Annotated in this window: 19 protein-coding genes and 1 pseudogene; 14 read left to right on the top strand and 6 right to left on the bottom strand. The window is 65.8% G+C overall.

What is annotated here, in order from left to right; genetic code table 11:
* Position 1 precedes the first annotated feature (1 nt).
* Both NMK34_RS02215 and NMK34_RS02210 read left to right on the top strand, forming a co-directional pair.
* Complete coding sequence (locus NMK34_RS02215) at positions 2-961, top strand: aminoglycoside phosphotransferase family protein (RefSeq protein WP_318332006.1); 960 nt, start codon at positions 2-4, stop codon at positions 959-961.
* 1,005 nt (positions 962-1,966) lie between these two features.
* The gene (locus tag NMK34_RS02210; RefSeq protein ID WP_318332005.1) at positions 1,967-3,673 is read left to right on the top strand and encodes a hypothetical protein; all 1,707 of its coding nucleotides are present in this window, start codon (positions 1,967-1,969) and stop codon (positions 3,671-3,673) included.
* A gap of 612 nt (positions 3,674-4,285) precedes the next feature.
* Here the strand turns inward: NMK34_RS02210 and NMK34_RS02205 are convergent.
* Together NMK34_RS02205 and NMK34_RS02200 are read right to left on the bottom strand one after the other, a co-directional pair.
* Positions 4,286-4,429, bottom strand: a pseudogene (locus tag NMK34_RS02205) (IS5/IS1182 family transposase); the annotation flags it as partial.
* 477 nt (positions 4,430-4,906) lie between these two features.
* Positions 4,907-5,578, bottom strand: coding sequence for an HNH endonuclease family protein (locus NMK34_RS02200; protein ID WP_318332004.1), 672 nt, complete (start codon positions 5,576-5,578; stop codon positions 4,907-4,909).
* A gap of 419 nt (positions 5,579-5,997) precedes the next feature.
* On the opposite strand from NMK34_RS02200, the gene NMK34_RS02195 reads away from it, so the two are divergent.
* From NMK34_RS02195 to NMK34_RS02170, 6 genes are all read left to right on the top strand, one after another.
* Positions 5,998-6,615 (top strand): hypothetical protein, encoded by a 618-nt coding sequence (locus NMK34_RS02195; RefSeq protein WP_318332003.1) that lies wholly within the window; start codon positions 5,998-6,000, stop codon positions 6,613-6,615.
* Positions 6,612-7,772 carry an XRE family transcriptional regulator gene (locus NMK34_RS02190; RefSeq protein ID WP_318332002.1) on the top strand — a complete coding sequence of 387 codons (1,161 nt, stop codon included), beginning with the start codon at positions 6,612-6,614 and terminating at the stop codon, positions 7,770-7,772. The genes NMK34_RS02195 and NMK34_RS02190 overlap by 4 nt, the downstream gene beginning before the upstream one ends.
* A 147-nt stretch (positions 7,773-7,919) precedes the next feature.
* The gene (locus NMK34_RS02185) at positions 7,920-9,377 is read left to right on the top strand and encodes a HEPN domain-containing protein (protein WP_318332001.1); all 1,458 of its coding nucleotides are present in this window, start codon (positions 7,920-7,922) and stop codon (positions 9,375-9,377) included.
* A gap of 798 nt (positions 9,378-10,175) precedes the next feature.
* Positions 10,176-10,463 carry a hypothetical protein gene (locus NMK34_RS02180; protein WP_318332000.1) on the top strand — a complete coding sequence of 96 codons (288 nt, stop codon included), beginning with the start codon at positions 10,176-10,178 and terminating at the stop codon, positions 10,461-10,463.
* 17 nt (positions 10,464-10,480) lie between these two features.
* Positions 10,481-11,569 (top strand): hypothetical protein, encoded by a 1,089-nt coding sequence (locus tag NMK34_RS02175; RefSeq protein ID WP_318331999.1) that lies wholly within the window; start codon positions 10,481-10,483, stop codon positions 11,567-11,569.
* A 6-nt stretch (positions 11,570-11,575) separates the two neighbouring features.
* Positions 11,576-11,833 carry a hypothetical protein gene (locus NMK34_RS02170; protein WP_318331998.1) on the top strand — a complete coding sequence of 86 codons (258 nt, stop codon included), beginning with the start codon at positions 11,576-11,578 and terminating at the stop codon, positions 11,831-11,833.
* A 25-nt stretch (positions 11,834-11,858) separates the two neighbouring features.
* On the opposite strand, the gene NMK34_RS02165 is transcribed toward NMK34_RS02170, so the two are convergent.
* The 3 genes from NMK34_RS02165 to NMK34_RS02155 form a co-directional block, all read right to left on the bottom strand.
* Positions 11,859-12,275: a hypothetical protein gene (locus NMK34_RS02165; RefSeq protein ID WP_318331997.1), complete on the bottom strand. Its 417-nt coding sequence runs from the start codon at positions 12,273-12,275 to the stop codon at positions 11,859-11,861.
* 311 nt (positions 12,276-12,586) lie between these two features.
* Entirely contained in the window at positions 12,587-13,054 is a 468-nt protein-coding gene (locus tag NMK34_RS02160) for an NUDIX hydrolase (RefSeq protein ID WP_318331996.1), read from the bottom strand.
* Positions 13,055-13,077: 23 nt separating this feature from the next.
* Positions 13,078-14,301: a helix-turn-helix transcriptional regulator gene (locus NMK34_RS02155; RefSeq protein WP_318331995.1), complete on the bottom strand. Its 1,224-nt coding sequence runs from the start codon at positions 14,299-14,301 to the stop codon at positions 13,078-13,080.
* A gap of 666 nt (positions 14,302-14,967) precedes the next feature.
* Here NMK34_RS02155 and NMK34_RS02150 point away from each other — a divergent pair.
* Positions 14,968-15,171: a hypothetical protein gene (locus NMK34_RS02150; RefSeq protein ID WP_256092876.1), complete on the top strand. Its 204-nt coding sequence runs from the start codon at positions 14,968-14,970 to the stop codon at positions 15,169-15,171.
* A 118-nt stretch (positions 15,172-15,289) separates the two neighbouring features.
* On the top strand, positions 15,290-16,015 hold the full coding sequence (locus NMK34_RS02145) for a GntR family transcriptional regulator (protein ID WP_318331994.1): 726 nt from the start codon (positions 15,290-15,292) through the stop codon (positions 16,013-16,015).
* A gap of 8 nt (positions 16,016-16,023) precedes the next feature.
* Here NMK34_RS02145 and NMK34_RS02140 read toward each other — a convergent pair whose 3' ends face one another.
* Positions 16,024-16,224: a hypothetical protein gene (locus NMK34_RS02140; protein WP_318331993.1), complete on the bottom strand. Its 201-nt coding sequence runs from the start codon at positions 16,222-16,224 to the stop codon at positions 16,024-16,026.
* A 152-nt stretch (positions 16,225-16,376) separates the two neighbouring features.
* On the opposite strand from NMK34_RS02140, the gene NMK34_RS02135 reads away from it, so the two are divergent.
* The 4 genes from NMK34_RS02135 to NMK34_RS02120 all read left to right on the top strand — a co-directional run bounded on the left by NMK34_RS02135 (position 16,377) and on the right by NMK34_RS02120 (position 21,012).
* Positions 16,377-16,814, top strand: coding sequence for a hypothetical protein (locus NMK34_RS02135; protein WP_318331992.1), 438 nt, complete (start codon positions 16,377-16,379; stop codon positions 16,812-16,814).
* A gap of 426 nt (positions 16,815-17,240) precedes the next feature.
* Positions 17,241-18,620 (top strand): FtsK/SpoIIIE domain-containing protein, encoded by a 1,380-nt coding sequence (locus NMK34_RS02130; protein WP_318331991.1) that lies wholly within the window; start codon positions 17,241-17,243, stop codon positions 18,618-18,620.
* The gene (locus tag NMK34_RS02125; protein ID WP_318331990.1) at positions 18,617-19,231 is read left to right on the top strand and encodes a DUF2637 domain-containing protein; all 615 of its coding nucleotides are present in this window, start codon (positions 18,617-18,619) and stop codon (positions 19,229-19,231) included. Before NMK34_RS02130 ends, NMK34_RS02125 begins: the two co-directional genes overlap by 4 nt.
* Positions 19,228-21,012 carry a replication initiator gene (locus tag NMK34_RS02120; RefSeq protein WP_412098843.1) on the top strand — a complete coding sequence of 595 codons (1,785 nt, stop codon included), beginning with the start codon at positions 19,228-19,230 and terminating at the stop codon, positions 21,010-21,012. The genes NMK34_RS02125 and NMK34_RS02120 overlap by 4 nt, the downstream gene beginning before the upstream one ends.
* Positions 21,013-21,017 lie beyond the last annotated feature (5 nt).

The following is a 21,017-nucleotide window of genomic DNA, read 5'->3' as shown; positions in this document are numbered from 1 at the left end:
GGTGATCGACAAGCCGGACATCGACGAGCGGACGCTGGCGGCCGAGGTCGCCGCCGCCTGGTCGGTGGACGTCGTCGACCTGGTGTTCATGCCGGTCGGGCTCGACGGGCACGCATGGGCGTACCGGGTGGAGACGGCCGACGGCGGGCGCTACTTCCTGAAGGTGCGGCGGGGCGACTTCACCCCGGCCGCCGTCCTGCTGCCTTCTCTTCTGCGCGCACAGGGCCTTCGGCAGGTGGTCGCGCCGCTGGACCACGCTGGCGCCGGGCGCGGGTTCGGGGGCTATCGGCTCCTGCTCTACCCGTTCCACGACGGCGGCAGCCGGTGGGGCCGTGGTCTCACCGACCGCCAGTGGATCGAGTACGGCGATTTCCTGGGTCGGCTGCACCGGGTCACGCCGAGCGCGGAGGTGGCAGCCGTCCTGCCGGTCGAGCCGTACCGATCGAGCGCGGGCGAACGGCTGCGGACCCTCGGCGGGCAGGCCGCGTCGAGCGAGGTTCTGGGTGCCTTCTGGAAGCGGTACGGTCCCGCGTTGCACCGGTTGGCGGAGTCCGTCGACGACCTCGCGTCGCGCGTGACGCCGGGGCAGCACGTCATCTGCCACGCGGACATCCATCCGGGCAACCTGATCGCCGACGGCGACGGTCCGCTGCACGTCGTGGACTGGGACGCGCCGATCCTCGCGCCGCGCGAGCGGGACCTGATGTTCGTCTACAGCGCCGACTTCGGCGAGCACCCGATCAACGCGCGCCGGGCCGACCTCTTCCGCGAAGGCTATGGGGCGCTGGAGCCGGACCCGGTCCTGCTGAGTTACTACCGCAGTGAGCGGCACCTCGACGACGTCGCGGCGTTTCTGGGCAGCATCCTCGATCCGGAGGCCAGTACGGAGTCCCGGGCCAATGATCTGCACTGGCTCACCCGGATCGCCGAGGCGGTCGCCGACCCCCGCTACGCGCCCTGATCGCACTGCGGACGCAAAGGGACGACCCCCGTCGGGGGGAAAGTGACCTGACGTAGCAGCGAATGTGATCGAGTGCCGTACCGCGTGGTCAGACGCGCTGGTCGTGCTGTTGAGCATGATCGAGAGCCGCCACGTGGTACGGCGTTCGCTGACGATCCACTGACGGTGCGGATAAAAGGTTGGGGGCATCCAATAAATTGGGCGTCCGGCTGGAAGCCTCACACTGCGTCGAGGTCTGCGGCCGGGTGTACAGCGCTGACCAAGCCCTTCCAGAGCCAAGGGCTGGCCACCAAACATGGCTGGCCTGAACAGACCACGCACGACCGCGAACGAGACCGCAACTGAGACCAAACCACTCATTAAGTCCACCGGCCATCCTGCGGCAGCCGGACCTTGGATGCCCGGCACCCGCAGTCAAGACATCTGTCGATTTACCGACTATCGATCACGCACTAGCAGAGTTGATCAGCGAAGGAGACTAGATTTCAAGCGCACTCATGTTCACCTCTCTGGGAGAATCGTGGCACTAGCGGAGACGTTGTTGGCCCTCGCCGCAACCGCAGGAACCGGCTTGGTCAGCGCTGCAACTACCGATGCTTGGGAATCGACGAAGGCTGGCTTCGCGCGCATTTTCAGCAGGGATGACCCGAAACGCGTACCGATTATAGAAAGTCGCTTGGAAGCAACGCGGGCAGCGATAGGAAACGCAGCCCCGGCGGAAGTCGAAGACGTCCGTAGACAAGAAGAATCCCTCTGGACGATGCGTTTCACCGACCTCATTGAGGAATACCCAGAAGCGGTACCCACGCTTCGCTCTATAGTTGACTCTCTTCCGGACAAGGGTGATGGCATCGCGACAGCCCTAGGCATCGGATCACTTGCAGTGGGCGGCAACATGTCGAACCGGGCTTCGACAGGAGGAGTGGCCGCTGGGGTAATCAACGGTCCGATTTCTACGTCAAACCCTCCGATGCCGGATCAGTCCAAGGCCTAACTGACTCCGGCATGACCGCGGCCATAAACGCACACGCCCATGTCGCATCCATTGCCACTGCGGGGGGTATAGCAGCACAAACCATCAACAACCTCTCGGTTGACATCCGAAGCGTCGAATCCGCTGGCAACAGCGACCCTCTGGAACATCTGGTTCGCGATGGGTCTATCCTCAGCCACCGATTTGACCAATATAACCCCGTAGGCGATTTAGGCGTTCACCCGCCCATCCAGATAGGAGGGCTTCCACATCTACCGCCGTACGCCTCTAGAGCGGTCGACGCCGAACTTGACGTGTACATGGAGTCAGGCGGATTGATTCTCTTAGAGGGCGACTCGGCCGCCGGCAAGACTCGCTCGGCTTACGAAGCAGCCGCCAGGTGGTTTTTGAGAAACCCCGGCTGGAAGTTCCTACGACCGCGCGACGGGTCCGCGCTACGGGAAGCAGTCGCGGCTCAGTACAGCTTTGACGAGGTTGTCGTCTGGCTTGACGATCTCGAGAACTATCTTTCCAGCGGCGGTCTGGATGCGTCCCTCCTGAGGACGATTATTCCCCCCGGAAAGACGAATGTAATTCTTCTAGCAACTATACGATCTCTGGCTAAAAGCGTATTCAGCCAAAGCGCCACTTACCCCGATATCCCTACTTTCGCTCCCGACATCCGTCGCTTATTTGCTTTGGCGCGCACGATTCGACTAGCACGTGAATTGACAGCCGGAGAACGCTCCGGTGCTGCCCAACTCCGCAGCGATCCGCGCATCGCCGCAGCACTTGACAATGACGGCGGGGCCGGATTGGCAGAGTACATTTCAGCAGGCCCGGCGATTGCAGAAAGGTGGAATAGCGGCAAGGATGGAGTAGAGCCCTGGGGCGCTGCTCTTGTGTCGGCTGCTATTGATTTTCGGCGCGCCGGCTACCTTGCTCCAATACCCCGTTCCTGGCTGAAGAACGCTGCCCGTTCGTATGTTGGAAGGCGCGAGGCCCGTCGCCTAAATCACTTCAAACTTTCCCAAGCCTTCAGCTGGGCAACTGAGCTAGTGCATGGCGCAAGTGCATGTCTGGAAGAATTAGAAGACGGAAAGTACATTGCATTCGATTACCTCGTCGACCTAACGCAGTCCCAGACACTAAAAGAAGAAGACGAGCTACGCGAATCGGGCAGACCCGGTCGAGTTCTAGGATCAGTCCCAGACGAGGTCTGGCACATACTTCAAGACGAATTGAACCCTAGCGATCCTCAGTTCCTTAGCTGCGTATCAGCTTCGGCCCTGTCTCCGCATCCCGGCCTGGCCAGCATGTTCAAGAACGGCGTGCGAAGCGGCGCCCTAGACATCTCTAAATTCAACACTGAGGGGCAGCTATTTGGGCTTGCGCAAGTCTGCTTGCGGGCACGAATCTGTGTCGTGTGCCAAATACTCGACCTCAATCTCGATCTTGCAGTCCTGGTGAGAACGCTTTTTGACGCGGTCGAACCCGTAATCAGCGGTGAGGAGAACTCGGCGACTCTACGCCAGCGTGATGCGCTGCAGATACTCTACGATTTCGCAGATCAAGAAAACTTCAACGACAATGAGGCACCCATATTCAAAGCCGTGGCATCGGCGCTGGATCCTGTGAGCCTTGCGGCCATTGGGGCATTCTTCCACAGCGCAGACTGCGCGACAGTTGGGCAGCGCTGGCTGCAAGTCGCCGACCAAGTATCACAGATACGAGACTAACAATTCGACTGTCTCCGCCCCGCCTCAGTGAGGCGGAATCGAGCCGTGCACCGTCGAGGAGGTGCGGCGCCCGCTCGCCCCCGACCGGAGGCCGATTGAACAGGTGCTAGTGCGGTGGACCCGGCCATCGGTCTGCGCCAAGGCGAAGCGCTCGGCCACAGTTGGGCAGACGTCGACCTAAGCGCGGGATCGCTGGTCGCTCGGTGCGCCGGCAACGGTCCCGGTGGCTATACGGATGCGGCCTGGCCCTACGGGCGGGAGTTTGGCGGGCGCTGCCCCGACCGGCGGTCGAGACAGCGGAGACCGAATCGCGTCCTTTCCGCCGAACGATCCGGCTGCTCGACGAACTGTGGCGGCGGCGAAACTAGACGCATGTAGGCTGAGGCATACGGCTCAGGAAAACGACTTCGCCAGGCGGAACGCGAACACCCTCACCAGCGCTCCTACTGCCGCCAACGATTCGGCTCATCAATATCGTCGCAGGCATTCTGCAGAGGGTGCTGCGGCTGCCCGAGGACGGCCGAAGGCCGCCCGCAGGGTAAGCCGCAAGCGCAAAGAGCAGCCTTGTTTCACCTTCAGCCCGTGTCTGCAAAGATCAAGACTGAGCCATTTTCATCCTGCGTGGCGGTCGGCTTCGACGCGGTGCAGGACGAGGATGGCCTGCACGATCGCGGTCGCTCGGCGTGGGCAGCAGCGCAGCTTGACCAGGATTTTCCAGGTCTTGAGGGTGGCGATCGCGCGTTCCTCTTCCGATCTGGGTAAGACAGCACAGCGAGGCTCCCGGTTGGGGCATCTGATCTTGGTCGATTGCTGTCTTACCGGGAGCCTCGTCCTACCTGGACACCGGCCTCCCACACCGCCCGTGACCTGCGCCGTCACGATGAAAATGGCTCACTGCTGTCGGCCAACGTCGACGAACGGCGCTGGCCTGCTCGCCATGTCGTCCGTCGTCGTTCTCGGACTGCGTTTGTCGACTGGCTTGGCTGTACGGACGGCTGTACAGCCAGACCTTTTCGTCCCGAACGCGGATTGGCCCCATCATTGGGCGCCATCCGACATTGTTCTGTGCTGCCGGCGATGGTCGGCTTGCTCTCCCGTGTTGTCGGCCGTCGGCCGTCGCTGCTGCTTTCGCTGCCTCCTGGCTGCCTCACCTCGCCCGCCTGACGCAGGTACCTGCTCGCCCGCCCGTCCGCTCGTCTGCCTCCTCGTCGTCGGCTGGGAGGGCTCTCGCGGTTAGGAGGCGCAGGTGTTGAGCATGCTTTGCAGTGCGGACTTCTCGGAGGATTGGAGCGTCAGGCCCCAGTTGTACTTCACGCTGATCCACATCTTGCTGTAGGTGCAGCGGTACGACGTCAGGGGTGGCTGCCACGTCGAGGGGTCCTGGTCGCCCTTGGCCTGGTTGACGTTGTCGGTGACCGCGATCAGTTGCGGGCGGGTCAGGTCGTTGGCGAAGCTCTGCCGGCGGCTCGTCGTCCAGGAGCTGGCTCCGGATCGCCATGCCTCCGCCAGGGGCACGACGTGGTCGATGTCGACGTCGGAGGCGGCGTACCAGGTCGCACCGTCATAGGGGCTGTACCAGCGGCCGGACGTAGCGGCGCAGGAGCTGTTGACCACGACGGAGGTGCCGTCGCGCTTGAGGACCTGTTCGCGGGTGTTGCAGGTGCCGGTGATGGTGATCCAGTGGGGGAACAGGTCCCGCGAGTAGCCGGCCGTCGAGCCCTGGGCTGCCACTGTCAGGGCGTTGAGCTGCGACTGCGCCGTCGCTTTGGATGGGATGCCGGGAGGGGTGGCCGAGGCTGACTGTCCGTTCACGACGGCGAGAACGGCACCCGCGAGGGCGGCGACAGTGATCGCGGCGGCGCGGCGCCTGGCACGCGTGGTGGGGGTAACGGGCGCGTTTGGCATGGCTGCGGCCTTTCGTCAGGGGGACAGCAACCGTCCCTGACGATCATGTCGATCGATTGACATCCCTGTAAAGAGCGGCTGTCCGGTTGTCGAGCATCGCTGCCTCTGCCTTGCAAAGATCAAGCCTGTTGTCGGCCGGCGTCTGCCACTGATGCTGACCTGCTCGGACTGCCTGTTGCTGCCGATCGCCGTCGCGGTCCGCCCACGGGCTTGGCTGTACGAATGGCTGTACAGCCAACTCCTAGGGGGTCGACCGTCGCCGACGGCTCCCGTGCTCGGACTAGCGCAAGATCCTCGCGGCCATATGGATCTTGACCTTCTAGAACGGGCGTTCTAACCTGCACCCTCATCGTCCGCGACACGCCGGTGAAGGATGCTCAGCTTGACCGAGGTGAAGAAGTGCCGTCAAAATTCACACCGTGACTTCACTCCTGGTCCTGCCCGTGGCTGATGTGGTCGAGCTGTACGAAGCCGGCCTCGCCATCCTCCACCGCGCCATCCTCGACAAGGTCAGCCTCGCTGCCGGGGCCCTGGATGAGGTCAACGCTGCCGACGCCGGCGAGCATCCTGGCCACGTGTTGGCACCGGTGGTGCGTCGCGGTCTGGGCCCTCAGCTGCGAGCGGACCTGGCCGACACGGGGCTCGCCTTGAAGGTCATCCAGTTTGATGCGGTCAGGCTGATCTTCTCTGCTCACGGAGGCGACGTGGCACGGGTCCGCAAGCGCAACCCGAACTCCCTCGTCCTGAGCAACATGCCACAGCTGGAGATGTTCGCCGGCTTCCGTCCGGGCGAGCTCGCAATCCTCTGGGAACCGGACGAGCAGCAGCAGCAGTTGCGCAGCATTGTGCTGGCACGGGTGGATGCGGCGTCGTGGAACAAGAAGGAGTGGGTGATCTTCGAGGAGGCACCGCTTCCTCCGCCGGCTGCGAAGTCCTACGCGCCGCCCGCTGGATCCTCCAATGACGACGACGATTTGGCCGATGTGGTCAATTCGGTGGACGACCGAACCGGAACGGAGGATATTGATACCGCATGAAGGTTCGCATTTATGGCGAACGGCTAAGGGATGCACGCGTAGTTCAATCTCTGCTTTCTAAAGACGTAGCCGACCGAGCGGGTATAGCTCCATCCCAGCTGACCCGCTTGGAACGCGCTGCCTATACTGAAGTTAATGAGGACACAGCGGAAAGGCTGGCGGAATGCCTAGCCTTTCCGCTCGACTTCTTTTCCTATGAAGCGGTAGCATACGTCAAGCCAGGGTCAACGCTCTTTCGCGCTCGAAGAACAATGCCGAAGAGGGAAGAAGAGCAGCTACACACTTGGCTGAGGCTCGCTGGCGAAATGCTGATGGCAACCACATCCAAGGTGAAAATCCCTTCCCTAGCCTTGCCCGCTCGTATGGATTTCGAAGACGCCGACAGCGCCGCTCAAGCAACGCGCCGACGATTCGGGCTGGACGAAGCCTCTCCTATCCCACACCTAATGCGCGTCATGGAACGCAATGGAATACCAATCATTGCGCTACAGATCGAAGCGGATATCGCCAAGCACGATGCTGTTAGCTGTTGGGTTGGCCGAAATTGGGGCGACCTAACCGAATGGCCGCTTACCGTAGTCCGTGTAATGGACTCCTGGGAGCGAACCAGGTTCTCGGTAGCGCATGAATTGGGCCACTTGGTGCTACATCGCAATGGGGCCCCCGAAGACAAGCAGGCAGAGCAGGAAGCGTTCGACTTTGCTCGGAGCTTCATGCTCCCATCGGGAGTTCTTAAAGAGTTGTGGCCTCGGGCGGCGACGCTCAACAGCATCATGCCAATTAAGGCGCAGTACGGTATGTCGCTGGCGAGCATCATTGAGCATGCATGGCGGACCGGCCTTATAGACGAGGACAGGCGACTGAACTTCTACAAACAGTTGTCGAACCGTAAGGATCCTCGCACTGGTCTGAGGTGGCGGGAACAGGAACCCGGCCACGAGGACAGAGATGTGGAACGTCCGCGGTTGGTGGCGCGCATGTCCGAAGCGGTCTTCGGAGATGGACTCCGCCTAAGCGAGATGTCTGCCGCAACTGGCTATTGGCCCGCAATTTACATTCGGCGCGTTTTGGCAAGCCAAATCTGGTCTCAAAAGAAGGCCCCGACACCGACGCGCAGCAGAGCGGACAACGTGTACAAGATTAGCGAGCGGCGCTAGCCTCAGACAAGGAAGGCAATATCTGGCTTCACAGGGTCAGGGTCCGAGGATTTGATAATCGCTTCCACCCTGCCCCTTAACGGGTTCCTTAACCCCCCAAGAAAGAGCAGACCGCCTCAACCATCACCTAATTAGGAGTAAGTTGTCGTGGAGCGCGGGGAGAAGCGCACGGCGGAGTGGTGGCTCCCTGATATGAACCCTGAGGATGCCGTCCCGGGCACATATGAGGTGACAGAGAATGGACAGGTCAGGGTGGAGCTTCACCGCGCCCTACCGAATCAGGGCCTGGAGGACCTATTCTCAAACGAAGATATCGAGTACCCGCTAATTCATGGTGCCGCCTTTGGCTTGCCTGTAACGCTGATCAACTCGCGGGCCATCGGCCGAAAGGCCAGCCTTACTAGCAGACACGTCAACACAACGCTGCGCCCGTGGGTTGCGGTAGAGGGCATTAGGCTGAACCATGGAGAACTCTGCCTAACCGATGCGACGGTGCGCGTTGAGAATCAAGATCTTTGGGACAACTACGATAGCTTTCGCCCTTCAGCCCTTCGGAAGAGCGGGTTCCCTTCCACCTTCACCTACACTCCACTCCAAACCGAAATTGCTGAAATTCCGGGCGGGGAAATTTCCGTTGAGGACGCCTCCGCTTACCACCCACAGGGATCCAACCTCTCGTTGCAATCACGGTCGAAGTTCAAGCTGAAGTTCGACAAGGAAGTTTCCTTCGAAGATTTTGCCAAGCGGCACATTCGCAGTCTGCTGCTGATGATGACTGCTGCTACCGGAAGAGATTGCGGAGTCCTGGAGGTGCGATGCACCTCTTCGGAGTGGGTGGTCAAGGGTGAGCGCCATCCAGGTGACCGATGGGTGACCATGCGAGTCGGGAAGAGCTCGCAGGATACCAAGCCGCTAAGCATCCACGACTTGCTGTTCAACTTGGGCGACCTTGATTGGAAGACGCAGGCCCCACACTTCTTCGATATTACCGATGAGTGGGCTTATCCAATCGAGCTCTGGGCAAGCCTTGCAAGCTCGAAGCTGTTTTGGCCACTTGCGCGCTTCGCAAATTCTGTGCAAGCGGTAGAGGCGCTGGATCGCATTCTTTATCCTGCTGCACCCTTCACGCCGGACACTGAGCTGGCGGAAAGGGTAAACGAGGCGCTGAAGGAGGCGCATTTCAATAAGGTCGTCAGAAGCAAAGTAAAAGAATCGTTGTTGAGGCCGCGAGAGGCTTCACTTGACGCTCGCATGACGCGGCTTGCGGAACGTGTCAGCGTGGCAATGGAAGCCTTGGTAGGTGAGCACGCTTGGGAACAAAGGATAGCCCGGCTCCGGCATGTAGCGAGTCACGGCTTAGAGGATGCGGAGCAGTTCGTAGGGGACACGAGAGCACCGGAGGTTGCCACCGAAGTGCTGCTCCACCTGCTGGAGTGCCTGTTCCTTGAGCGAGTTGGCTTTACGCCCACGAGAATCGCCGAACTCCAAGAAAGGAGAAGCAGTTCCGGGTACCGTAAGCTAATTGTTCACGAATACCTTCCCCTGCTTGACGCCTTCTCAGCATCCCGCTCAGTCAAGCCTAATTCCGGCGAATCGCAAAGCTGAGCTAGAACCAGTAACGCTCGGGCACGCACGGCATCAAGGATTCCCGACTGCCATCCCGTCTGCCGCCGACCCACACACCGTGGAGCGGGCCAGGGCCAGGGCGACAAGGTGGAGCGCCCCACCGGACGTACGACCTTGTCGCCCTGGCCCTGGTCTGCTCGGCTTGCCTGGGTCGGTGGCTGGCGGGATGGCATCCCACCTCAACCACCCACCCACCGGAACCGTTCGGCAACTCCATCTCGGAGTCGTCTGGCCCCCGCCGGAGGCGCAGCTCTAACCCGGTCCCCTCACTCACCCCACACCCCCTCCAACCACCTCACCCCTTCCCTCCTTGGGGCTCCAGCGGCCAACCGCGGTCGTTCGGCAACTTCGTCCACCCGTGGTAGCCCTGCTCTTCGTGAGCCTCTGGATCGTCGGGAACGGGTGAGAGCTTGTCCGCCTGGCCCTGGTCGTTATCAGGGACTCGTCACCGGGTCACCTCACTGACCCAGAAGTGACGCGCGGGGCGGGGCGTGGGGTTCGGGCCGGCTGACTTTTCCGCCCCGGCGCCCTTGCGCCGGGGCGGCGGCTCGGCAGGAGCCGTTTGCCGCGCCCCGGCCCGCGCCGCGCGGAGCGCGCTTGATCCTAAAGAGAGTGTTTCGGCAGTCGCGTCTGAAGGACCGTCTGAAGGCTCGTCATATTACTGAGGGCAGCGGTGGTGTGACGGTCGTTGATATCTTCTGTGGCATGAGTCGGGGCCGGGGTGCTGGTAGCCCCAACAAGCGGCGGCAAGTCAGCGAGCAGGAACACGCTGCTGCGGTGGAGGACTACCGGGAGTCGGTCGGCCGGTTGCAGCACACCGCCTACCGGAACATGCGGCAAACGGTTGCCTACGCCACGATCTTCGTCGCGGTCATCGCCACGTGGATGCTCTTCATCGGACAGGCCACGCCGGCGACCTTCCCCTGGTACGCCGTGGCGATCCTCAGCGGCGCGTTCGGTCTGGCCACGTACTTCGTTCGGCAATCACGTCCGCGGCTGTACGTGCTCGCCGTTGCCGTGGTCCTGGCGGTGGTGGGCGTGACCGGCATGTTCCTCACGAGCTAGGGGCGGCCCTCATGACGTTGTCGGTCGACCCGGAAGCGTTGGTCGGGTTCGCCCGGCAGGTCGACCGCGCCGCCGCCGACGTGTGGGAGATCCGCACCTACCTCAATCGGTATGCCGACGTCGCGACCGGCGGCGAACAGCTCAAGATCGCGAAAGCCGCGCACGAACACGCGGTCCAGGTCATCAACGGCACCCTCAACCGGCTCGCCTGCCTCCTGGAGAACTCCGCCCCCGAACTACGAGCAGCCGCCGGCTACTACCGCACCACCGACGCAGCCAACGCCGAACGCCTCGACCGCACCCTCCCGCCGGCGGCCGACCGCTGCATCACCGCCCTGGAACTGGAGTTGGCGAACAACCCCTGCGCACCGGCGAACTTCGTCGACGTCCGAGACGTCCGCGGCCACCTTGACACGCCCGGCGACCCGGACAAGCCCGCGAACCCCCTGGGCTGGATGGACTACATCAGCCCCGCGAACTGGCTCAACGAAGTCTTCAACCACGTCTTCGGCTTCGACCCCATCGGCAAGATCCAAGCCGAGGTGTCCGGCGACTGGGAAGCCCTGGCCACCATGGCGCCCGTCGTCGACAACATAGGCGGCGCCCTGCACGACCTGGCCTACAACGTCCAGTCCGGCACCACCACCCTGCGCCCCCTCTGGCACGGCATCGCCGGCGACGGAGCCTTCCGCTACTTCACCACCACCGCCAACGTCACCGCCGACCTGCACACCCCACTGACCGCCATCAGCGGCGCCTACCGGGAGATGGCCGACGCGGTGTGGTCCGCCGGTGAATCCCTCGGCGGCGTCGTCAAGAGCCTCATCGACGCCGCCATCATCACCGGTGTCGCCGCCGCAGCGGGCACCATCAGCGCCGAAACCGGCGTCGGCGCGCTCGTCGGCTACGGCGTCGCCGCAGCCGAGATCGCGAACATGTTCCGCCTCTGGGGCGAAGCCACCAAGCTCTGCCAGCAGATCTCCGCCGCCGTCCTCATCTTCCGCGCCGCCCTCACCCGCGAACTCAGCGACCTCGACACCGCGGCCCTCCCCGCACTGCCCGACGGCGGCCGTTACGACCACCCGCTCGCCGGCGCCAAGGGCTGAACCGCAGTGGACGACCTGGACGACATCACCGGCGGCGACGAGAAGCGGACGCAAGCCCTGCGTGAGCTTCTGGACCAACTCGCCAGCAGTAACAACCCGCTACTTCGGGAGATGGCCACCGCAGTGCAGGACGGGCAACTCACCCTCCGCGAAGCAGCTACCAGCGGCACCTACGGCGACGAGCTAGCCGGCCCCTTCGTGACCTTCTGGAACGCGTACCAGCAGATGACCCCCGAGGAGCGCGACGACCTCCCTCGCGGCTGACCATCCGGGACTCGCTCGCCGCTCGTCACGGGCACAGGTTCGCTCGGACGTGCACCCCGCACCATGCCGGCAGCTCGACGGACCACACCCGCCACCCGCCGCGATCCTTGCGCAGCTCCCACCGCCACGGGTGCGCGGTGCCGGCGAGGATCTGCGCGTCATCCCACCAGACCGCGCGTACCTGCTCGGTCACCGTGGCCCGGTCGTCGGCCTGGTGCTCGATCGCGCTCGGCCCCACGCTCTCCAGCTTCGAAGGCCCCCGGCCAGTACCGGTCATCTCGGCTCGGTAGTCGCGCCACTGCTGCCGCAACTCGTCATGACGCGCGCCAGCCAGCACCCGCGACAGCCCCAACTCCTCACCAGCGCTGAGCTTCAACAGCCACACCCGGGCGGCGGCCTCCGGCGTCGCCTCGCCCCGCTCTGCCTCCAACTGCTTACGCACTGCCCACGAGGCCGGAACCGCAACAAGGCCAGCGCAACTGATCACCACCAACGCCAACAGCACCCAGGGCCACCGCCGCGGACTCCCAACTTGTCGGACTCCACGCGACCGCCACCACTGCGGAACCTCCCCCAAGATCACCTGCGCGACGATACGAGAACCTCTCGGAAGGTGTCTCGTCGAGGTGCTCGAAGGACGTCGTACTCGTGCCGACTCCACGCGCTGAGTGCTACGGCAAGCGTCGACTAGGGGCCGCGCATTCGCGGCGCAGTGAGGGGACCCTTGTGCGCGGTTCTGAGTAGGTCCGCGTGTCAGACAGCGCTGCCGTGCTCGGCGTACGCGGAGACGCTACTGCTGCGGGCTGCGATTGCGGTGCGGATCCGACGGCCAAGCCGGGAGGGACCGTACTGTTCTACGGACTCTGCGTCGACGTACTGCCATTGGGTCAGTTCACCGTCCGCGAAGCGGATCGCGCACTCCTGCTCGGCGCCGAGTGACCCGCCGTCGAAGATGAAGAGCAGTTTGTCGCCCTCGTGCTCGGCTGGCGCCCAGTCCACGACCAGCATCGGTCCGAGTGCGGGCGTGAGGCCGAGTTCCTCGCGGACCTCCCGGACGCAGGCTGCCCGCGGTGACTCGCCGGGCTCGACGTAGCCGCCTGGGATGTCCCAATGCTTCTTGTAGCTGGGGCGCACGAGCATCACCCTGCCTTCGTCGTCGAAGAACAGGGCGCCGGCGGCGACGCGTGGGGTCGCCACGGGTGGCATCTCGTTGGCCGTCACCAGGGCAGCCTAAATGCCTCGGTTCAGTCGAGCACCTTCAGCCGGCGAGCCATGCCGACCAGCTCGGCTGGCGGCTTGCCGCGCTGCCGGCGGACCCAGGTCAGGGCGAGCTGCCTGCTGAGGAAGTGGTGCCGCACCTGCTCGGGCGCCATCTGCTCGGCTTCGAGCAGCACAGCTTGGGCGTCGTCGACGCGGTTCCACGAACTGTAGGCGCGGGCGACTTCGAGGGCGTGCCGCACCCGCCGTTCCATCGGGAGTCCGGTGGTGTCGACGCGCGGGCCGAGGTCGACGGCAACCTGAACATCGCCCAACTCGGCTGCGGTGGCGACGCGGTGAATGGCGACGTTGGTCGGGCCGAACGCCGTCCAGAGGTGGTTGGCATCGGTCCCGAGCTGGCCGGCGGCGTGCTCTGCTGCGGCGAGGAAGGTACGGGTGGTGCCGGCGTCGTTGGCGCGGGCGGCGGCCATGGAGCCGGACAGGAACAGAGTTCCGTAGACGGAGAGCAGGGCCGGCGAGGCATGCGCCAGGTGGGGCTCCAGGTAGCCGGCGGCGTCTTCGGTGAGGCGTACGGCTTCGGTGTAGCGACCGGTGGCGTGCAGGGCGTGACCGACGGACCGGAACAACGAGCCGGTGATGAGCGGATCACCGGTGGGCCGAACGGCTGCCAAGCCGCGGTCGGCGGCGATCCAGGCAAGGTCGGCCTCTCCGAGCTTGGTGAGCTGGGTCGCGGTCAGCTGGTAAGCCAGGCCGAGGAGCCGGCGGGCTTGGTCCTGGTCGTCACCGTCGTGGTGGTCGGCGGCGGCCTGGGCGCGGCGGAGCAGATCGGGTAGTCGGCCGGTGACGTATCCGAATCGGGAGTCCTGGTAGGCGTCCCAAAGTGCGCCGACGTCCTTCCGGAGCACGGAAACGGTCGGGGGCTCGCCGTGGGGAGTGCCGCCGAACGGGGCAATGGCACGGTAGTTCATCAGCGCCGCCCGGAGAGCGGGGACGGTTTCGGTGCCGGTGTCGGCGGTCCAGTCGAGCAGCACGGGTTCGCCGAGTAGGTCACCGAGGGATACGTCCAGGACCTCGGCGAGGGACTTGATGACGGAGAGCCGGTCCAGCTCGATGCGGTTGTTCTCGACCTTCCCGAGCCAATCAGCGGTGCGGCCGATGAGCCCGGCAAGGACTTCCTGCGACAGGCCGCGTCGGCGGCGGTACCAGGCAACGCGCTCGCCGATGGTCAGTGTTTTGGTTGTCCCCTGCACCGTTTCACCTTCTCCCCTCGGCCGGCTGCGACCCCGGAAGGATTTTCCGGGTCACTGGGCGGTTTGTGCCACAACCTGTCTCCATGACGGGGCTGAACGTATCGACCAACTGCCAATCCTGCTCGGGTGCCGGCTGGAAGTACACCCTTGCGCGGTCCGCTGTGCGGGTCTTGGGGCAGGGGTCGGAGCGGAACCGTTCCCTGGCCCGGCGGTCCTGCATGGACTGCGCGGGCTCCGGTCGCGCGGCGACCTGCTGAGGCTGGCCCGGGGTGGGTGCTGGCAAGGGACCGCGACCCGAACGCCGGTCCCGAGAGAGCCCGCCAACCCCGGCGCCCCGCCGACGACAGCCGGTTCCGCCAGGCGCACCCAAGCCGGGCGCACTGGTCTTCCTTGACGGTCGCGCGTCGGTGCAATTCGGTGGCGATCGGGCTCTATGGCTACGGGTGACCGCCGTCGGCGATTGGCCGGCCTTTGACGGCTGGGTGTGGCTGATTGGGTACGTCATCAACCCAAGAGACGGGCAAGCGTTGGCCCGGCGCGAAGTCCTTGCGCAGATCGCGGGACTTCAGCTCGGCCCCCCGTCCAGCGTTCCGTCGCCAGCCCTGGCGCGGACGGCAAGGAGGCGTGGTGTTTGACCTTCGGGTACGGCTCGGCACAGTGCTCCGGGTGGAGGCGGCCGACCGCTACCGCCCTGCCGACGGACCGATATTGCTTCGCGTGACCGGCGTCCGACTGGTGCTCAACCGCCCGGAGCGCGAGGAGTGGATCTGGGTCGAGGGAACCAAGGTGGCACCGCGCAACCAGCGAGGCGAACGCACCCAGATCCTCGTGCCCATTCGGCTGTTCTCTCCCCACAGTCCGACCCGTTGATCCCTCCACTCCGCTATGCCGCGGTTGAAGCCGCACGGTCGACGCAACTTGTCCTGACATGCAAACAACTCATAAGCTGCTGTAACTCATGCAGCGTTCCTAGGTGGGGTGGCCCGCAATGGCGTACGAGATTCCGACGCCGAAATACCTGCGCGTGTTGAACACGCTGCGGAAGCGCATCGAAGACGGTGACTACGCCCCCGGCGCGGCACTACCGTCAGAGAACCAACTCTGCACGGAGTTCGGGGTGTCCCGGCCCACGGTGCTCAAGGCCCTCGGCATACTCAAGCAGGACGGCTGGATCGAGTCGCAGCAGGGCAAGGGCAGCTTCGTTCGCGGCCGGCCCGCCTCCGGTCGCACCTCTCCCGAGTACGCGCGGGACGCAGTCGAACTGGACGAGGCCGGCGAGACGGAGATCCTGCACGTCGGCCCGGTGCTGGCTTCGCCGCGGATCGCGGCCGAGTTGAAGATTCCCGAAGGCACGCCGGTCTACGAGCGACGCCGCCGGACAGTCTCGGAGGTCGGCCCGGTCGACCTGATCGCCACGTTCGTGCCGGTGGACATCGCCGCCGGCACCGACATCATCAAGCCAGCCCCGATCCCAGGCGGTCTGCTCGACCTCATCGCGCGCCATAAGGGCCTGCGCGCTGACTACGCCACTGAACGGATGACCGCCCGGCGGGCGAGCCCGGTCGAGGCCGAAGCCCTGGACGTGCCGGCGGACGAGCCGGTGATGAGCGTCGTTATCACCGTCCACCAAGCCTCCGGCGACCCGATCATGACGTCAGTGCTAGTGATGCCGGGCAGCCGCCACGAGATCGAGGACACGTACGCCCTGTCCTGATCGACGGTTCAGCGCGGCTGATCGGGGCGGTATGGCCCGCGGGGGATCCGCGAGATCCGGCCGCCTCCCCGATCAATGCACAGCTCGTCGGCCTCCCAGTCAACCCAGTACGACTGCCCAGGTGCGATGAACACCGGCCGGTCCAGGCAGAACCACCTGTTGACGGCGTCCACGAGCGTCAGACGCTCGATCGTCACCCGCTCCTGCATGGCGGCTCCCTCAGGGCTCACGGTCCGGTCCGGCCCGCCTCCACATTGTGCACTCAACTCATGTTCCTCTTGCTTGTGTTTACAAGCTGACGTAACTTGTTAGCTCAACCGGTTGTCAGCAAGACGACTGGTGAAGCTAGGAGGCTGTCCGAGTGGTTCCATTGACGCTGAAGGTTCCGGTCCCGTCCGAGTACGTCTTCCCCGCTGGGGCGCTCTGCCTCGGCGTCTCCCCGCAGATCGACTTCGAGCGGCGAGGCGAGGCGGATAACCAGGCGCGGGACAAGGACACCGGCGAGCGGGTCTGGGTGGTGCGAGTGATGGACCTCGACCCCGAAGCCGGGAAGTTCGGCCGGTCGACCGAAGTGAAGGTCAAGGTCGTGGCTCCGCAGCAGCCGGTCCCGCCGCCGTCGACCGTTCCCGGCTATCCGCCGGCGGTGGAGTTCGAGGGCCTGACCCTCACGCCGTATGTCGACTCGCAGCGGTGCAAGCCGGGCCGTTCCTCGGGTGACTGCCGTTCCCGCATGGCGTATTCGCTGCGGGCCACCTCGATCCGCCCGGCATCGACGGTGCCGGGTTCGGTGGCTGCCTGACCCGGTTGTTGTGCGCGCGGGGCGGGTCGTTTCCCCGCCAAGAGTCCCGACCCGTCCCGCGCTCTCCCACCCCTCATCTCATGAAGGAGGGCGTAGTGCCCACCGTAGTTCCTGCTGCCCTGAACCCCTTGCGCCGCCGCTCGTCGGGGTGGTGGTCCTGATGTCGCGTACTCGTCTGGTCGGTGTGCGGCACGCGTACCGGGAGGTGGAGGCCGCCGTCCGGTCGGTGCTGCATCTGCCGCCGGCTTCGGCGCGCGTGTGCGCGATTCGCTGCCCCCGCTGCTGCCGGTGGGTGAAGCCGCGCCGGTTCGACCTGCGCCGCATGTCCTGCCACTCGTGCATCGCGACGCTCGGGCGCGCGGCTCGGGGTGGTGACCTGTGCCTCTGATCAACGTCATTCCCGGGGACAAGATCCCCATGGCGCCGATGAACGTGCGCCTTCCTGCATGGCGGGTTCCGGGTTGGCTGCTGGTGCTCTGGTGGCTGGCCCGGGGCCTGTTCCGCCTCACCGTCCTGGCGGTCCGGCACTGGTGGCTCACCGCCCCCGCCGCACTGGCCCTATGGGTGCGGGCGGAGTTCGGCGACCTGGTCCTGGCCGGCGTCGTCCTGACCGTCGCCGTCGGCTGCGCGGCCTGGTGGCGGTGGCATCCGTCGTCGTGGCTGCGGTTCGGCTGGTACCCGCTCGTCAGCCGGGTCCGCGCGCTGGTCGTCTACCGACGGCGGTGGGCGTCGGTAATGGCCACCTGTGGCCTTGCCACCGCGTTCGCTGGTGAACGCTACGTGCCGCAACTGCTCAAGGTCCGGAGTGACCGCTTCGGTGATGAGCTGACCGTCCGCCTGCTGCCGGGGCAGATTCCCGACGACTGGGGGCAGGCCGCGGAACGCCTCGCCTACGCCTTCCGCCTGCGCAGCGGACAGGCCCGTTCGACGACGCGACCGGATCGCGTGGTGGTACGCCTCGTGCGCCGTGACCCCCTCGCCAATGTCGTGGCGCCGCTGCCGGTGATCGACGTGCCGGAACTGGACGCGCTGCCGCTCGGCGTCGACGAGGACGGGCAGCCCTACCGGCTGCGGCTGGCCGGGTCGCATGTGCTCATCGCGGGGGCGACCGGTTCGGGGAAGGGCTCGGTGCTGTGGTCACTGCTCCGCTCTCTGGCCGGCGGCATCCGGTCGGGCCTGATCGAGGTGTGGGCGTTCGACCCGAAGGGCGGAATGGAGCTGGCGGCCGGGGTGCCGTTGTTCACCCGGTTCGCCTACGACGACCCAGACAGCATGGCCGGCGTCCTGGACGAAGCTGTGAAGCGGATGCGGCTGCGGGCGGCCCGGCTGCGCGGGGTGACCCGTCAGCATGTGCCGACCCCGGAGGATCCCTTGCTCGTCCTGGTCGTCGACGAGCTGGCCGCGCTCACCGCCTACATCACCGATCGGAAGGTCCGCGACCGGATCAAGGAATCGCTCGGGCTGCTGCTGTCGCAGGGCCGGGCGGTCGGCGTGCACGTGGTCGCAGCCTTGCAGGACCCGCGTAAGGATGTCCTGCCGTTCCGCGACCTGTTCCCCACCCGCATCGGGCTGCGGCTGACCGAGCCGGAACAGGTGGACATGGTCCTCGGCGACGCCGCCCGCGACCGAGGAGCCCTCTGCGACCGGATTCCGGAGTCGTCGCCCGGGGTGGGATTCGTGGTCCTCGACGGCGTCCGTGAACCCGTCCGGGTGCGGTTCGCCTACCTCACCGATGACGACATCCGTCAGCTCGGCCGCGACTACCGCCGCCTCTGCGACGACACCGACCAGGAGGTGACCCCATGAAGGCCGACACCGAGCGCGTGGAAGGGCTCGTCCTGGTGCTCATCGTCCTCATCGTGGGCGGACTGGCCGGGGCCGCATCGTTCACTCACGTGCACGACTGGACCATGGCCAACTCGCCAGCCGGTACCGGGGACTGGTTCGGCTGGGCGAATGCCGCCATATCCGAGCTACTCCCGCTCGCGGCGCTGCTGACCATCCGGCGGCGCCGCCGCACCGGCGGCCCGATCGGGTACCCGCTGTTCCTGCTCGTCTGCGCCGTCGCTCTGTCTCTCGCCGCGCAACTGGCGGTGGCGAAGCCGAGCCCGTCCGGGTGGCTGCTGTCGGCCGTGCCCGCGCTGGCGTTTCTCGGCCTGTCCAAGCTCGTCTTCTCCACCGCCCCGGAAGCCTCCGAGCAGCCGAGCGGCGACCGGGGTGAGGTGCCACCCGGCTACGACCCGACCGAGGATCACCGGCCCGTCGTGGTCGACGCCGTTGACGAGGACCAGGCGGTCACCGTCGAACCGGTCCGGCCGGCGGCGGTAGCGGTGCAGCGGCCCGGCCTGGTGCCCGTGCCCGCGGCGGCGTTCACGGCCCGCAACGGCACCTCGTACGGCGCGGAGCGTGACCGGTGACCCAACTTCCCCTCATTCCCGAGATTCCGTCGGAGGCGCTGCCGCGGCCCGGGTCGCGGGCCGACCGGATGCGCAAACCCGTCGCCAAGGACGCGCTCAAGCAACTCGCCGAGTCGCACGGCGTCTGCGTCCGCCCTCTCGCCCTGCGCCGTACCGACACCGCCACCGGCCTGACCGAGGTAGTGGAGGTGCCGTGCGGCGCGACGCTGGCCGTGAAGTGCAAGCCGTGCGCGGAGAAGGGCCGGCGGCTGCGGATCCAGCAGATCCGGGAGGGCTGGCACCTCGCTGACGAGCCGGCCGTGCGCCCCGACAAGCCTGGTGAGGACGCGCTCGCCCTGGTGCGGGTGCGGGCGCATCTGGAGTTCGAACGCGAAGCCGTCCAATACCAGCCGATGACCCCGGATGAGCGGGCCGCGCAGGTGGCGGAGATCGATGCCGCGATCGCCGAGCTGGACGAAGCCCTCGGCGACACCAGCCTGCGCGGCCACCTCACCCCGAAAGAGCGGGACGATCGGCCCCGCCGCAAGCGGTCCACCCGGCGGCGTCAAGACTCGCCCGATCTGCCCCGCCTACCCGTCGACCCCCGCACGGTGGGCCGCGCCTACTCGGGCCGGGCGGGCAAGACCTACCGGCCGTCGATGCTGGTCACGCTGACGCTCGGCTCGCACGGGCCGGTGCACTCCCACCTCCGTCGAGGCGCTTACGTCGCGCCGTGTGAATGCGGCACTCGGCACGGCCCGCACGATGACCTCCTCGGCACCCCGGTCGATCCCGCCGGCTACGACTACCGGCGGGCGGCCCTTGACGCGATCCACTTCGCCCGGGTCCTCGACCGGTGGTGGCAGAACGTCCGTCGTGCCGCCGGCTGGAACGTCCAATACGCCGGAGCGGTCGAGCTGCAACGCCGTCTCGCCCCACACGCGCACTTCGCCATCCGGGGCACTCTCCCGCGCCGGTTGCTCAAGCAGATCGCCGCCGCCACCTACCACCAGGTGTGGTGGCCACCCTTCAACGAGCCGGTCTACCGCGTGGACAAGCCGCCGGTCTGGGACGTCGACCGACAGGCATACGTCGACCCCAAAACCCGCGAGCCGCTGCCCACCTGGGGCGAAGCCCTCGACGCCCTGGAAGAACCCGACAGCCGACCCGCCTACGTCGCCCGCCTCGGCCGCATCGACGCCCGCGGCATCGAGCAGGGCACCAAGGACGCCGAACGGTCCATCCGGTACGTGACCAAGTACGTCACGAAGGATCTGACCGACCTGGCCAGGCCCCGCTCGGACCCGCAGAAGGCGCACTTCGACCGGCTCCACGCGGAACTGTCGGTCCTGCCGTGCTCCCCGACGTGCGCGAACTGGCTGCTCTACGGCGTTCAGCCGGACGGCGTCAAGGCCGGTTTGACCCCGGGTCGGTGCACCGGGAAGGTCCACCAACGCTCCACCCTCGGCTTCACCGGCCGCCGCGTCCTCGTCTCCCGCCAATGGTCCGGCAAGACCCTCGCCGACCACCGCGCGGACAACCGGGCATGGGTGCGCGCCATCCTCGCCGGCGGCATGGCCGACACCCAAGAGCACGACCAGGCGGCCGACGACACGGACGGATCCAAGCGATACCGCTTCGAACTCGCCCGACCCGAAGACCCCGACGTACCGCCACTGGAACACCGACTCCTGCGCGCCATATCCGCGCGCATCCGCTGGCGCACAGACCTCGACACCGCACGGCTACGAACAGCCGCGGTCGCGCCGTCATCCGATCAACCTGCCGCGCTCGCGGCCTGAACCAT

It is taken from the genome of Micromonospora sp. BRA006-A (assembly GCF_033433935.1).
In the GTDB taxonomy this organism is placed as follows: domain Bacteria; phylum Actinomycetota; class Actinomycetes; order Mycobacteriales; family Micromonosporaceae; genus Micromonospora; species Micromonospora aurantiaca.
Note: the sequence above shows the minus strand (reverse complement) of the source record. Positions and strands in the feature narration are given on the sequence as shown.